The following is a 14,450-nucleotide window of genomic DNA, read 5'->3' as shown; positions in this document are numbered from 1 at the left end:
TTATTTGCATGGCAACATGAATGTTTTTAATGTTTGTGTTTGCGGCGGAAATGGGGAACGGAATTTTTACAGCCAAATAAAGAATGCCTGTCTGAAACGTTCAGACAGGCATTTTTCAGCGGCAAACGGTTTAGCGTTGGCGCTTCAATTCATTTTGCAGCGCGCGCACGTTGGCTTGGCGGTCGCGCACGGTTTGCTCCAACGGGCCGGTGTTGCTGCCGGATTTGCGGGCGTTGGCGAGCTGTGCCTGCGCTCTTACCAAAGCGGCCTGCTCGCTGGCGATTTCGCGTTGCAGAATCTGCTTGCGTGTCAGCTTGGGTTTGGGCGGCGGCAGGGGTTGGTAGTTGGCCGGCAGTCGGGTGTTGGCCTGCACCGAGCGGGATGCGGGTATTTTGGTTTTGTCTGTCGGCTGGTTGCGGATTTTTATGTTCATGTCGGCCGGTTTTTCGATGTCGGCGCGGGGCATGATTTTGATGTCGTCATAGGAGCCGAACTGCTCTTTTTCCCAAATGTGGGCGATTTGGTCGCTTTCGTTGAGGTTGGTGAAGTTGAAAGAGGGTTCGCCGTATAGTTCGACACGGGTGTTTAAGGCGATGGTATGCGGGGTTTTGCCCATGATTTCCGCCATGCTGGGCGTGGAGGTTCGCTCCACGGATACGGTTTCTTCGGAAATACCGTTCATTTCGGAAACTTGGCAGGTGTTGTTGATTCTTTGTGTGGTGTACACTGCTTTGCCGTTTAGTTGGCAGATGTAGTTGGTTCGGGCAAAGCTTTGCTGGGTAAACAGCAGGCTCAGCAAACCTGCGGAAAGTAAAACGGTTTTTTTCATTAGATTGTGCGGTTTATCGTGGTTGAATTTTGCGCGATTATAGCGAAATCTTATGTAAATTTGGGTTTTATATAGCCGTGTGGCTGAAAATCCGTGCAAGAGGCTGTAGGCTGCGCCGGTGTGAAAAATGCCTGTCTGAAACATTCAGACAGGCATTTCGGTTTGCGGCTTGCTTAAAGGAGGGAGGCCAGAATAAATGTCCAGATACACACAAACACCAGCAAGCCGATGCTGTATTTCAAGGTCATTTTCAATAAGGTGGACTCTTGACCTGCTTTACCTACGGCGGCGGTGGCAATGGCGATAGATTGCGGCGACACCAGCTTGGCCATCGTGCCGCCTGCGGTATTGGCCTGCACCAGAAGGGCGGGGTCGATGTGCAGATGTTGCGCCACAATAGATTGCACGGGGGCAAACAGGGTGTTGTTGTTGACTACGGAACCGGTCATAAACACGCCGATCCAGCCCAACACAGGAGAGAGCAGCGGGAATACGCCGCCGGTTACGGCCACGGCTTCGGCCAATGCTTTAGTCATACCGGTGTAGGTGGTGAGCTTGGCAATGGCAAGAATGAAGCAGATGGTGGCGATGGAAAGCCACAATTCTTTGCAGGTTTTCTTTAAATCGGCCATTGCGCGCGCCATGCCGAGAGATTTGCCGGAAACCAGAATGGTGGCAATCACGGCCAGCAGAATGGCGGTGCCGGTTGAGTTGATCAAACCTAAACCTACGGTGATTTTTTGTTCGCCTGCGGCGGCCAAAGTCCAGCCCAGATTGGTAAAGTCGAGCGGTGCACCCGGTTTGAACAGGGCTTTGAAAAACGGCAGGCTCCACACAATCACAAACGCGCTGAGGATGTAAAACGGCGACCAGGCGGAAATGATGGCGCCGAACGAATGGCGGGTGGTGTCGTCTTTGTCTTCAGGCACGATGCGGAAAATGTTTTTCGGCTGCCATTTGGTTGACAAAGCGGCCAGTGCGATTAAAGAGAGCAGGGGTGGCAGAATGTCCGCCAGCTCGGGACCGACAAAGTAAGTAACCGCCATTTGGCCTGCGGTAAACACGCCGGAAGTAACCAAGAGTGCAGGCAGGGTTTCTTTGATGCCTTTGAAGCCGTCGATAATCCACACCAGCAAAAACGGCACGCTCGCGGCGATAAAAGGCAAAGTGGTGTTGGTGGCTTTGGATACGTCCATCGCGGTTACGCCTTCCAAATGGAAAGTATCGATGATGGCAACCGGAATACCGATGGCTCCGAATGCGCCGGAGGCTGCGTTGGCAATCAAACACAACATTGCCGCCTGTAAAGGGTTGAAGCCCAATGCGGCCAACATCACGCCGCAGATGGCGATCGGTACGCCGAATCCTGCCGCGCCTTCGAGAAACGCACCGAAGCAGAAAGCAATCAGCAGCAGCTGGATGCGTTGGTCGGGCGAAATCATGGCGAGGCTGCCTTTGATCACTTCAAATTTGCCGGAGGCTACCGTGAGCTTGTAGAGCCAAACCGCCATGATGATGATATAGCCGATAGGCCACATCCCTTGCACAATTCCTTGCACCACGGAAGCCAGCGCCACATCGGCAGGCAGGGCAAACGGAAAAAACGAAAGAATCAAAGTCACCACCAGCGTGAGCAGGGCGGCATGGATGCCTTTCATTTTCAACACGGTCAGGCCGAGCAGGAAAAGGATAATCGGCACGGAGGCAACAGCGGCGGAAAGCCAGATGTTGCCCAGCGGGTCAAATGTGGGTGAGAACATAATTATTGTCTTTCTATAAGTTAACTATAAATTTAAATAATTATTTGCTTAATAATATAGATGAAATATCGGCAGGGGGCAGGTGCGCTGCCCGGTTTGCCGGCTGCCTTATTTCAAATATTCGCCGACTTTCTGCTGGTATTCGCGCAAAATATTGGCGGATTTGGCAAATTTTTCGGATTCGGATTCATCCAGCGGTTTTTCAATAACGCGGGCAATACCGTAGCGGTTAATCACTGCCGGAACGCCGATATACACATCTTCTTCGCCGTATTCGCCTTGCAGCAACGCGGAAATGGTCAGCACCACATTTTGATTGTGCAGAATTGCTTTGGTGATGCGGGCCAAGCCCATGGCGATGCCGTAGTAGGTAGCGCCTTTGCCTTCGATGATGGAATAAGCCGCATCGCGCACGTCTGCATGGATTTTCGCCATGCGGGCTTCGCCGTCGGGTTGTTTTTGCAGCGCTTCTTTCAACGACATGCCTGCGATGTTGGCCGTACTCCAAGCGGCAATAACGCTGTCGCCGTGTTCGCCGATCATGTGCGCATCCACGCTGACCGGCGCCACGTCAAAAGCTTTGCCCAAGCAGTTGCACAAACGGGCTGTGTCTAGGATGGTGCCCGAACCGATTACCCGCTCTTTCGGCAGGCCGGAGAATTTCCAAGTGGCATAAGAGAGCACGTCTACCGGGTTGGTGGCGACCAAGAAAATGCCGTCGAAACCCGCTTTCATCACTTCGCCCACGATGCTGTGGAATACTTTCAGATTGTTGTCAATCAAATCCAGGCGGGTTTCGCCGGGCCGTTGCGGTACGCCTGCGCAGATGCACACCACATCCGCATCGGTGCAGTCGGCGTAAGTGCCTTGTTTTACTTTGGTGGGTGTGGGTGCATACAGTACGCCGTGGCGCAGGTCGCGCACTTCTGCATGCGCGCGTTTTTCGTTCAAATCAATCAGCACAAGCTCGTCGCAGTTGCCTTGATTGAGCATGGAAAACGCATAGCTGATGCCTACGGCACCCGTGCCGATGATTACAACTTTGTTACCTGTTTTTTGAATCATTTTTTTGCTCCCTATTAGCATCTTAATCAATTTCATATTTAATGAAACTATATTACTCTTTTGTGTAATAAAATACCATATTGCGTATTGATGCTGGTCAAAAAAATGCCAATAATAAAATATTTGGGCAATGTTTCGTTGTTGCTAAAGTAAAATGTTGATATTGCTCTTTTTTGGTTGATGCAAAACTACAAATGCCTGTCTGAAAACCTTTTCAGACAGGCATTTGTGTTGCCGGATTTTAAATAGTATTACAGCTTGAAGGCTTAATCAAAGCTCGCCTGTGCGTTGGCGGCCCATGTCGGCGGCGGCTGTGAACAGCACGTCGGTAGAGGAATTGAGCGCAGTTTCGCAGGAATCCTGCACCACGCCGATGGCAAAGCCCACGCCCACAACCTGCATGGCTATATCATTGGAAATGCCCAACAGGTTGCATGCCAGCGGAATCAGCAGAAGAGAACCCCCGGCCACACCGGAAGCGCCGCATGCGCTGACGGTGGCAACCAGGCTAAGCAAGAGGGCGGTCATGAAATCGACCTGAACACCTTGCGTATGTGCCGCAGCCAGCGACAATACGGTAATCGTGATTGCCGCGCCGGCCATGTTGATGGCTGCGCCTAATGGAATGGACACGGAATAAGTGTCTTCATGCAGGTTCAGTTTTTTGCACAAGGCCATGTTGATCGGAATATTGGCGGCGGAAGAGCGTGTGAAAAATGCCGTGATGCCGCTTTCGCGCAAGCAGGTAAATACGAGCGGATAGGGGTTTCTGCGGATTTTCCACCAAACGATAATCGGGTTCACGACCAATGCGATAAACAGCATACATAAAACCAATACCGCCAACACCCTGATATAGCTGAGTAAGCCGTCGATGCCCGAAGTGGCAACCATTTCGGCAACCAGGCCGAAGATGCCGATAGGTGCGAAGCGGATAACCCAGCCCACGATTTTGGAAACGGCGGAAGCCAAATCTGCAATCATCACACGCGTGCTTTCCACCGCATGACGCAGGGCAAATCCCAGCAGCAAAGCCCACATCAGAATGCCTACATAATTGGCATTGGCAACTGCGCTGATCGGGTTGGCCACCAAATTCATCAAGAGGGTTTTCAACACTTCTCCGATGCCTGCCGGCGGCGTATTCGATATTTCTTTCTGAACCAGCGCAATTTCGCTCGGAAACAGGAAGCTGGCGGCCACGGCCACCACGGCTGCGCTGAACGTGCCGATAATATAAAGCATCAAAATCGGTTTAACGTGCGCTTCACGCCCTTTTTGATGGCTGGCGATGGCGGCGGTAACCAACACAAACACCAAAATCGGCGCAACTGCTTTGAGTGCACCGACAAACATGCTGCCCAAAAGCGACAGCAAAGGCACGGAAGATGCAGGAAGGATGCCGACATCCGGGTTGGCCAGATAGCCCAAGCCCACGCCGAACAACAAACCGATAATAATCTGCTGAACCAGGCCGACGCGGTTGACAGCATCAATAACAGGATTTCCGGTAGCCATAACCGCTCCTTGTTGAGTTATAACGAATGTAAAGATTAAGATGCTATTGTAAATAAAACATAATTATCCGTAAAGTAAATGCCTGTCTGAAAAAATTCAGACAGGCATGGCGGTTTGGAGCAAACAGATTTTGATTTTCCGGCGTTTTGGTTTTACCATTCAAACTTTCCAAAACACACTCTAAGGAGCAGACAGTGAAGTGGCTGCTGACTATCTTAACAGTATCGGCTTTATTGGTTTTTGCCGGAACACACACTAAAACGGGGCAGGTAACCGCAGCAACGGCGGGGCAGGCAGTAAAAGCAAAAGGCATTTGGATTGACGTGCGCACGCCGGAAGAGTTTGCAACCGGCAATATCCAGGGCGCGCTCAACATACCGGTTGACCAAATCTCCGGGCAGATTCACCGCGTTATCCCCGACAAACAGGCTCCCATCCATCTTTACTGCCGCAGCGGCCGCCGTGCCGAAGTTGCGGTGAAGCAATTGAAAGAGCTGGGCTACACGGATGTTACCAACCACGGAGGCTATCAGGATTTACTTCAACAAGGTATCCGCTAGGGCATTCATTGCTGCGGATTTTTAGTTTGGTAACTTAAGAAAAGGAAATGAAAAATGAAATGGATGAAGCCGACTTTCCTACTGCTTGCTGCGGCGGCGCTGGCTGCCTGCACGCATACGCCGAAAGCACAACATTCGGAACAACGGAGCGAACACGCTCAAGCCATGAAGACCACGCACACGCTGACCAGCAAATACGCTTTCGATGAAACGGTAAGCCGCCTTGAAAACGCCATGAAAGCGAAAGGCATGAAGATTTTTACCGTTATCGACCATCAGGCGGCGGCGCAGCAAAACGGCTTGCAGATGCAGCCGGCGAAAGTAATCGTGTTCGGTACGCCGAAAGCCGGCACGCCTTTGATGGTGAAAGACCCTGAATTCGCTTTTCAATTGCCGCTGCGCGTTTTGATTACCGAAACGGAAGGCTCGGTGAAAGTGGTTTTCAACGATATTAAATCGGTTATCAAAGGCAGCAAAATCCAATACCAAGACGTTGAAAACACGTTGGCCAATGCAGAAAAACTGATTGCCAAAACGGTAACGGAATAACCCGCTTTCCCTCTCAATGCCTGTCTGAAAGTTATTCAGACAGGCTTGTTTCCCTTATTGAATAACACGCGCATCCAAATAACGCATTGCACAAGCCATATGCCTGTCTGAAAAGCGTCGGACCCGGTTTCAGACGGGCATACACATCACAAGTATTGGAAACAATGTTAAAATTTCCCTGATTCCAAAGAAATATGGCGGCGAAACCGAATCTTTACCTTAGGTTTTCCGCTTGATACGAAAAGCCGGTCTTTACGGCTATAAAAACAGCATTCAGAGACTCATGAAACCGCACACCGCCCTCACCCTAACCATCCTCGCGCTTGCTTGCCGCCAAGCATATGCCGCCCCGGCCTTTGAGCCTAAGGCCGAGGATTACGTTGCCGTGCCCGTTGCCGACCAATATCAATCAGAAGATGAAGAAATGGAAGGGCGTAAACGGGAGCCGAAATATCCGGTTCAAATCAGCGCCAACGATGCAGAAGTGAAAGAAATGCTCGAAGAACACCTGCCGCTGATTAACGAGCAGCGGCAGGAAGATTTGGATAAAGAACAATTGGGCTTTTTGGCGGAAGATGCGCCGAATGATGTGCAGACCATGCTGAAAACCAAAGGCTATTTCAACGGAAAAGTCAACATAGTGCCGCAAGGCGAAGGCTACCGGGTGGATGTGGAAACCGGTCCGCGCACCCAAATCGACAATGTGAATGTGGCCTTAACCGGCGAGATGGTGTCGGACAGCGATTTGGGCGTGTATTACAAACAGGCGCTGGCCGATTGGGCGCTGCCGGTGGGCGCGCCTTTCGACCAATCCGGCTGGAGCAGCAGCAAAAGTTCCGTGCTCGGCGCAGTAGTGCGCAAAAAATACCCGCTGGCGCAGCTATCAAAAACAGAAGCGCTGATTAATCCCAACACCAACAAGGCCGACTTAAGTATTGAAGTGGACAGCAAGCAGCCGGTCTACTTCGGCGAAATCGACATTACCGGCGTCGAGCGTTATCCGGAAAGCGTGGCCCGCGGCCTGGCGCAGTTTGAGCCGGGCAGCCCTTATGACCTTGATAAACTGCTGGATTACCAGCAGGCGCTGGAGCAGGACAGCCATTATTCGGGCGCATCTGTTTTCCCTGATTTCAACAATATGCAGGGCGACCGCGTTCCGGTAAAAGTGAACGTGAGCGAAATGAAGCGCCAAAAATTTGAAATGGGTTTGCGCTACGATTCCGAATACGGCCCGGGTATCCGCATGGGCTATGACCATTACAACCTGTTTAACAGGGGCTACGTCGGCTCGGCCGTGTTCGATTACGACAAATACGAAACCACCGTAGCCGTAGGTGTCAGCCAGCCGCGCAAGAGCAACGGCAAATATTGGACTTCCAACCTTTCCTACAACCGCTCGACCACACAAAATCTGGAGAAAAACGCACTCACAACGGGCGTATGGTATGTGCGCGACCGCAACGGCATCGAATCCCGCTTAGGCGTGGAACATGTTAACGAAAGACGGAGGGTGCCCGGAACCAACTACGATTTGGGCCGAAGCGCCGCCACCATGCTCACAGCTTCATGGCGCAGGCAGAATATCGAAACCCTCCTGCGCCCGGCCAACGGCTATTATCTCGACGGTAAAATCGGCACATCGCTGGGCAAATTGTTATCCTCGACTTCCGTGCAGCGGGTAACGGCTTCGGCAGGCTATTACTTTACGCCGGAGGAGAAAAAATACGGCACATTCATCGCGCGCGGCCAGCTCGGTTATGTGTATGCGAAAGATGACAAGGAAGTGCCTTCCACCTTACAGTTCCGCACCGGCGGCTCGGGTTCGATACGCGGTTACGAGCTTGACAGCATAGGCTTGGAAGGCCCCAATAATTCCGTGCTGCCCGAGCGCGCTCTGGCGGTGGCCAGCTTGGAATATCAATATCCGATCGGCAAAGATTTCGCAGCCGCCGTATTCCACGACATGGGCGATGTCGCCCATAATTTCAAATCCATGAGTGTGAAACACGGCACCGGTTTGGGCGTACGCTGGTTCAGCCCCGTCGCCCCTTTTTCATTTGACATCGCCCACGGCCATCAGGATAAAAAAATCCGCTGGCACATCAGCTTAGGAACCCGTTTCTGATGACACAAGAAACCACAGCAACTGTTCAGCCCGCACAGGAACAAAGCCTGTCTGAAAAGCAGCCCGCCCCGAAAAAACGCGGCAAAAAATGGTTGAAAGCCATTTTGCTGGTTTTCGCACTGGCCGTGTTGATGCTGGGCGGCATTATCGCTTGGCTGATCGCCACCGAATCCGGCCTGCGTTTCGGCTTATACAAAATTCCCGCCTGGTTCGGCGTCAACATCACATCCAAAAGCCTGAACGGCACCCTGCTCAAAGGCTTTGAGGGCGACGGCTGGCGCATTGAAACAGAAGGCGCCGATATAGACATTTCCAGCTTGGTATTCAGCTGGCAGCCCGGCGAATTAAAGAATAAAAAACTGCACATCCGCCGAATCGCCGCCGGCGACATCCATATTCAGGACAAACCCACTCCGCCCAAGCCGAAAACCGACACCAAAATGCCGGAAAGCGTCAGCCTGCCTGTTGAAGCGGTTATCGAAAGTTTGGAAACAGGGCAGATTACCACCGGGAAAAACAAAACCGTTATCGCCCGGCATGTGCGTTTGTACTACGCTTATGACCACAAGCAGCACCAGTTAAACGTGATTTCGCTGCAAAGCCCGTGGAGCGATGCAAACGGCTCGTTGAAAATGGCAACCGCATCGCCCTTTGCCTTAAGCGGCAGAATCCACAGCCAAGGTGTGTTGGAAAATATCGCCATCACCAATGATGTGAAACTGGGCGGAAGCCTGCAAACCGTCACGTTGAAAACCGACATGAAAACGGCGGCCACGGAAAAAGCTCCCGACCAAGCTGCAAACGGCATCAACAATATCAAGCTCATGGTGGATACGCGCGTGAGTCCGTTTGGCAAAGGTTTGGATGAAATTATCGAACATGTGCAGGTTAAAGGCTACAACATAAACCCGCGCGCTTTTCTGCCTTCCGCTCCACAGGCGCATTTTGATTTTGACGCTACCGTTGTGCCGTCCAAGCTGGACGGTATTGCGCTGGAAGGTTCCATCGACTTAGCCAACCTCACGGCCGCCGAGGCGGATGCAAGCGGTATCCCGGTGCGATCGCTGCTGGCTGATTTTGTCGTGAACGAACACGGTGTGCTGGTTATCAAAGAAGCCGATGCGGCTTTGTTGAAAAAAGGCAATATCGCATTCAGCGGCAGCACCGATACCGCCAAGCAAACCCTCAATCTGGATACCTATATTCAAAATGCGGTGTTGGCAGACGTGGTGAAACAGAGTTTTGCCGAACCGATAGACGGTAAGCTCCAACTGCGCGGCACATACAGCAACCCGCAAGCGCTGCTGGATTTGACTGTGGGCAAAACGGTAGCCGGCGGTGAAGTGATGCTGGTGTCGGATGCACAAAAAGGCCAAAGCAGCCTTAAGTTGAAAGAAATTGCCATCAAACCGCAAAACGGCGGGGAAATCAAAGGAAGCGGCAGTTTGGAGCTGTTCGACAAACAAAACCTTGCCGTTGAGTTTGCCAGCAAAGATTTTAACCCTGCCCGCATTTATAAAGATTTACCCGAAGGCAAGGTCAACGGCAGCTTCAAGGTCAACGGCAGGCTGGCGGAGAATTATATTGCCGCCAATTTGAATTTCGGCCAAAGCACGCTTTCCGACGTAAGCCTCAGCGGCAAAGCCGATGTGGTTTACGACAAAGACCATCTGAGCAAAATCGCTTCCAATATCCAGCTCGGCAATAACCGGTTGTTTGCCAACGGCAGTTTCGGCAAACAAGGCGACAAACTCTCATTGGATGTGAACGCGCCCGATTTGAGCCGTTTCGGTTTGGGAATGAGCGGCTTGCTGGTTGCCAAAGGCACGCTTGCCGGCGACCCGAAACGGCTGGAAGCCAATGTGGCGGGCAGGGCGGAAAACCTGCGCATTCAGAAAGCCGTTCAAATCAGCCACCTTGATTTTCAGGTGAATGGTTCGCCCGACATCAACCGGCCGTTCAATATCAAGGCTGACGGGCGGCAAATCATTATTCCGGGCGAGTCCGAACCGACGCGCATCGACAATATCCAGCTCGCGGTCAACGGTACGGGCAAAAGCCACAGCATCAACGGCAACGGCAACATGAGGCTCGACGGCAAACCTTACCGTTTGCTTGTGTCTGCCAACGGAGGCTTGAACAGCAAAAACCAATGGCAGGGCTATGTAGATGCCTTAGACATCAACGGCGCATTCAACCTGAAGCTGCAAAACCGCCTGAATCTCGAAGCGGGCGCCGAAAGGGTGAGTTTGGGCGCAGCGCGCTGGAGCGCAATGGGCGGCAGCCTGAACTTGCAGAATTTCGTGTGGGATAAAAAGCAGGGCATCGTTACCAAAGGCAGTGCGGATAACCTTCACATGTCGCAGCTGCACAATTTCTACACACCGCCGGTCGAACACAATCTTGTTTTGGCGGGGGATTGGGATGTTGTGTACACACAAAACATGCGCGGCTATATCAACGTGCGCAGACAAAGCGGCGACGTGGTTATTCCTTATCGCAAGCAGGCTTTGGGGCTGGGGAACCTCACTTTGCAAACCCGCTTCCAAAACGGGCGTATCGACAATACTGTCGAAGGCGTAACGCGCTACGGCAAAATCGGCGGTAATCTGATAATCAGCCAAAACTTCGGCAATGCCATCGCGCAGGCGCCCGTGAGCGGCAAAATCGGCCTGAACGCCCCCGACTTGGAGGCATTCCGCCATTTGATGCCGGTAGGACAGGTTTTGAGGGGCAGGTTGGTAGGTGAAGCGGTTATTTCAGGCAGGCTCGGGCAGCCGCAACTAAACGGAACGCTCAACGGCGACAACCTCTATTACCGCAACCATGCACAAGGCATTATTTTGGATAACGGTACATTGCGTTCCCGCCTTGCAGGGCAGCGCTGGCAGATTGACAGCCTTACCTTCCATCGGGGCGGTTCGGCAAAACTCAGCGGCAGCATCAGTTTGGCGGCAAACAATGCGCCCGATGTTGACGTGGTTGCCGTGTTTGACCGTTACCATATGTTGGACAAACCCAACCGCCGGTTGACGGTCAGCGGCGATACCAAGCTGCAATATACCGACACGGCGGGCGTAACGCTGACCGGTTTGTTGAAGGTCGATAACGGCCATTTCGGTTTCCAAGATTCCGGCATGCCCACGCTGGACGATGATGTGATTGTGATGGGAGAGGTTAAAGAAAAGCCGACAGCCGCCACGCCGGTTAATATGAACCTCACATTGGATTTGAACGACCGCTTCCGTTTCAGCGGCGAAGGTTTGGATGTAACCCTCGGCGGGAAACTGGCGCTAACCGCAAGGCCCGGTGAAAGCGTGCAGGGTGTCGGCACGGTGAATGTGGTAAAAGGCAAATACAAAGCCTACGGGCAGGACTTGAATATCGAAAAAGGCAAGATTTCGTTTGTCGGCCCCTTGGACAACCCCAATCTCAACATCCGCGCCACGCGCAATCTGTCGCCGGTGGGAGCGGGGGTGGAAGTGTTGGGCAGCCTCAACAAACCGCGCGTCAGCCTTGTGGCGAACGAAGCGATGAGCGAGAAAGACAAGCTTTCCTGGCTGATCCTCAACCGCGCCAGCAGCGGCAACGACAGTGACGAAGCGGCGCTGGCTACCGCGGCAGGCGCATTCCTTGCCGGAAAGGTAAACGACAAAATCGGCTTGGTTGACAATTTCGGCCTAACCAGCCAGCGCACGCGGGATGCCCAAACAGGCGAGTTGAACCCCGCCGAGCAAATTTTGACTTTCGGCAAACAGCTGACCGGCGAGCTTTATTTGGGTTATGAATACGGTATCAACAGCGCCAGCCAATCGGTAAAATTAATCTACCAATTGAGCCGTCCGCTCCAAGCCGTGGCCCGGGTTGGTACGAAATCTTCGGGCGGCGAGTTGAAATACATCATCCGCTTCGACTGATGGATTATAGTTAATCAACACATTTTTAATACAAGGCAGCAAGCCGCAGACAGTACAGATAGTACGGGACTGATTTTGTTGCTGCTTCAGCAGCTTACAAAATCGTTCTCTTTGAGCTAAGGTGCAGCAACGCCGTAGTAAAAGTTAAGTTGATTAACTATAGACGCGGGTAACCGCAGCAGCATAATGCCTGTCTGAAAAATGTTTTCAGACAGGCATTTCCGATGGAATACCGTTGTGTTACACGCCGCGCAGCAGTTCGTTCACGCTGGTTTTGGCGCGGGTTTGCGCATCCACTTTTTTCACGATTACCGCGCAATACAGGCTGTGCGAGCCGTCTTTGGCGGGCAGGCTGCCGGATACGACAACCGAGCCGGCGGGTACGCGGCCGTAGTGGATTTGACCGGTTTCGCGGTCGTAAATTTTGGTGGATTGGCCGATATACACGCCCATAGAGATCACGCTGCCTTCTTCCACAATCACACCTTCCACGATTTCCGAGCGCGCGCCGATAAAGCAGTTGTCTTCGATAATGGTCGGGCTGGCCTGCAAAGGCTCCAATACGCCGCCGATGCCTACGCCGCCGCTCAGGTGCACGTTTTTACCGATTTGCGCGCATGAGCCTACGGTCGCCCAAGTATCCACCATCGCACCTTCGTCCACATAGGCGCCGATGTTCACATAAGAGGGCATCAACACCACGTTTTTGGCTACAAAGCTGCCGCGGCGGGCAACGGCGTTGGGCACCACGCGGAAGCCGCCTGCTTTGAAATCTTCTTCGCTCCAGCCCGCGAATTTGGTCGGCACTTTGTCGAAATATTGGCTTACGCCGTCGCTCAACACTTTATTGTCGGCAATGCGGAAAGAAAGCAACACGGCTTTTTTCGCCCATTCGTTGACTTTCCATTGGCCGACACCCAAACGCTCGGCCACGCGCAAAGCGCCGGAATCAAGCTGGCGCAGGGTTTCTTCTACGGCTTCTTTCACTTCGGGCGTAACGCTGGCGGGCGTGATGTCGGCGCGGTTTTCAAAAGCGGTTTCGATGATGTTTTGTAATGACATGGTTTTTTCCAAGGTTAGTTGAGAATTAAAGTTGGATTGTACCGCAAAGCGCAAGTGAATGCCTGTCTGAAACTTTTTCAGACAGGCATGTTCATGCTTTATGAGTTGAGTGGGGCGAGTTTTATAATAAATCAACTTCAAAAAAGCATCTTTATTCAGTTCGGGTTTGCACCGTGCCGTTTAAATTACGGCAATTTTATAGGAAATATTCCGGCTAAACCTGATTATGATGAAATTGAAACCATGATGAAAAACAAGTTTATCCGATATGCCGTACAGTTAAACCGTTGCAGGATTCCCGCAATATGCTCCGGGTAATCGGTTGCTGCAAACCGCTCGGGCTCAGCCGCAGAGCCGTGGCCTGAAAATCATTGAAGGCCATTTGCTGCGAACCGAACCGCGCCAGATGATGTGTGTCCTGCTGGCAGTCGATTAACTCGATACCGCATTCCGCCAAATAGGGCACAGCGCAGGCAAAAGCGATTTTTGAAGCATCGGGCTGCGCGGCAAACATGGACTCTCCGAAAAATGCGCGGCCGATTTGCACGCCGTAAAACCCGCCGGCGAGGTTTAAATTTCCTTCGCCGTCGGGATACCAACATTCAAACGAGTGGGCGTGGCCGGCTTCGTGCAGCTCGCCATATGCCTGTCTGAAAGCCGGGCCTATCCAAGAGCTTTCCTGCCCCGGGCGCGCAATTTGGGCGCAGGCGGCAATCACGGCAGGAAAATTGCGGTTTACCGTAACCACATAGGGCTTGTTGCGCAGGGTTTTGGCCAGCGAGCGGCCGATGTGGATTTTGTCGGGCAGCAGCACCGTGCGCGGTGCGGTGGAAAACCAGAAAAACACACCGTTTTCTTCAAACCAGGGAAAAATGCCCAACGGATAAGCGGCCAAGAGCCGCGGCACGGCCAAATCCGTGCTCACGCACACCAAACCTTCGTTTTCCGCCAATGCGGGGCGGGGGTCGGGAAAACGGTAGTTGCCGGGGGGAAGAAACGGTATGTCCATTGAAGTCAGTATAAACGGGCAGTATGAGGGCAGGGCATCGCCGGCTTGGGGCACAA

10 protein-coding genes are annotated in these 14,450 nt (G+C 52.6%); 4 read left to right on the top strand and 6 right to left on the bottom strand.

Going from position 1 to position 14,450, the window contains the following annotated elements:
- Positions 1-130 precede the first annotated feature (130 nt).
- The 4 genes from EL143_RS01825 to sstT all read right to left on the bottom strand — a co-directional run bounded on the left by EL143_RS01825 (position 131) and on the right by sstT (position 5,172).
- Positions 131-829, bottom strand: a complete 699-nt coding sequence (locus tag EL143_RS01825; RefSeq protein ID WP_126326503.1) for a hypothetical protein — start codon at positions 827-829, stop codon at positions 131-133.
- Between the two features lie 173 nt (positions 830-1,002).
- Positions 1,003-2,589 carry an L-lactate permease gene (locus EL143_RS01820; protein ID WP_085415430.1) on the bottom strand — a complete coding sequence of 529 codons (1,587 nt, stop codon included), beginning with the start codon at positions 2,587-2,589 and terminating at the stop codon, positions 1,003-1,005.
- A 108-nt stretch (positions 2,590-2,697) separates the two neighbouring features.
- Positions 2,698-3,654: an L-lactate dehydrogenase gene (locus tag EL143_RS01815; protein ID WP_085415511.1), complete on the bottom strand. Its 957-nt coding sequence runs from the start codon at positions 3,652-3,654 to the stop codon at positions 2,698-2,700.
- Positions 3,655-3,924: 270 nt separating this feature from the next.
- Positions 3,925-5,172, bottom strand: a complete 1,248-nt coding sequence (gene sstT, locus EL143_RS01810; RefSeq protein WP_085415429.1) for a serine/threonine transporter SstT — start codon at positions 5,170-5,172, stop codon at positions 3,925-3,927.
- Positions 5,173-5,366: 194 nt separating this feature from the next.
- Here sstT and EL143_RS01805 point away from each other — a divergent pair, with 194 nt between their 5' ends.
- From EL143_RS01805 to EL143_RS01790, 4 genes are all read left to right on the top strand, one after another.
- Positions 5,367-5,732, top strand: coding sequence for a rhodanese-like domain-containing protein (locus EL143_RS01805; protein ID WP_085415428.1), 366 nt, complete (start codon positions 5,367-5,369; stop codon positions 5,730-5,732).
- Between the two features lie 63 nt (positions 5,733-5,795).
- Complete coding sequence (locus EL143_RS01800; RefSeq protein WP_085415510.1) at positions 5,796-6,281, top strand: DUF302 domain-containing protein; 486 nt, start codon at positions 5,796-5,798, stop codon at positions 6,279-6,281.
- 283 nt (positions 6,282-6,564) lie between these two features.
- On the top strand, positions 6,565-8,406 hold the full coding sequence (locus tag EL143_RS01795; protein WP_085415427.1) for an autotransporter assembly complex protein TamA: 1,842 nt from the start codon (positions 6,565-6,567) through the stop codon (positions 8,404-8,406).
- Entirely contained in the window at positions 8,406-12,323 is a 3,918-nt protein-coding gene (locus tag EL143_RS01790; RefSeq protein ID WP_085415426.1) for a translocation/assembly module TamB domain-containing protein, read from the top strand. Before EL143_RS01795 ends, EL143_RS01790 begins: the two co-directional genes overlap by 1 nt.
- Positions 12,324-12,563: 240 nt before the next feature.
- Here EL143_RS01790 and dapD read toward each other — a convergent pair whose 3' ends face one another.
- Both dapD and aat read right to left on the bottom strand, forming a co-directional pair.
- Positions 12,564-13,385: a 2,3,4,5-tetrahydropyridine-2,6-dicarboxylate N-succinyltransferase gene (dapD, locus tag EL143_RS01785; RefSeq protein WP_085415509.1), complete on the bottom strand. Its 822-nt coding sequence runs from the start codon at positions 13,383-13,385 to the stop codon at positions 12,564-12,566.
- 259 nt (positions 13,386-13,644) lie between these two features.
- Complete coding sequence (gene aat / locus EL143_RS01780) at positions 13,645-14,394, bottom strand: leucyl/phenylalanyl-tRNA--protein transferase (protein ID WP_085415508.1); 750 nt, start codon at positions 14,392-14,394, stop codon at positions 13,645-13,647.
- Positions 14,395-14,450: the final 56 nt, after the last annotated feature.

It is taken from the genome of Neisseria canis, assembly GCF_900636765.1.
Taxonomy (GTDB): Bacteria; Pseudomonadota; Gammaproteobacteria; order Burkholderiales; family Neisseriaceae; genus Neisseria; species Neisseria canis.
The sequence above is the reverse complement of the archived record's forward strand: the minus strand, read 5'-3'. Positions and strand labels throughout refer to the sequence as shown.

Excerpts from the sequence above, each read along its gene's own strand:
- EL143_RS01825 (WP_126326503.1), bottom strand. The coding sequence starts at position 829 with ATGAAAAAAACCGTTTTACTTTCCGCAGGTTTGCTGAGCCTGCTGTTT.
- EL143_RS01820 (WP_085415430.1), bottom strand. The coding sequence starts at position 2,589 with ATGTTCTCACCCACATTTGACCCGCTGGGCAACATCTGGCTTTCCGCC.
- EL143_RS01815 (WP_085415511.1), bottom strand. The coding sequence starts at position 3,654 with ATGATTCAAAAAACAGGTAACAAAGTTGTAATCATCGGCACGGGTGCC.
- sstT (WP_085415429.1), bottom strand. The coding sequence starts at position 5,172 with ATGGCTACCGGAAATCCTGTTATTGATGCTGTCAACCGCGTCGGCCTG.
- EL143_RS01800 (WP_085415510.1), top strand. The coding sequence starts at position 5,796 with ATGAAGCCGACTTTCCTACTGCTTGCTGCGGCGGCGCTGGCTGCCTGC.
- EL143_RS01795 (WP_085415427.1), top strand. The coding sequence starts at position 6,565 with ATGAAACCGCACACCGCCCTCACCCTAACCATCCTCGCGCTTGCTTGC.
- EL143_RS01790 (WP_085415426.1), top strand. The coding sequence starts at position 8,406 with ATGACACAAGAAACCACAGCAACTGTTCAGCCCGCACAGGAACAAAGC.
- dapD (WP_085415509.1), bottom strand. The coding sequence starts at position 13,385 with ATGTCATTACAAAACATCATCGAAACCGCTTTTGAAAACCGCGCCGAC.
- aat (WP_085415508.1), bottom strand. The coding sequence starts at position 14,394 with ATGGACATACCGTTTCTTCCCCCCGGCAACTACCGTTTTCCCGACCCC.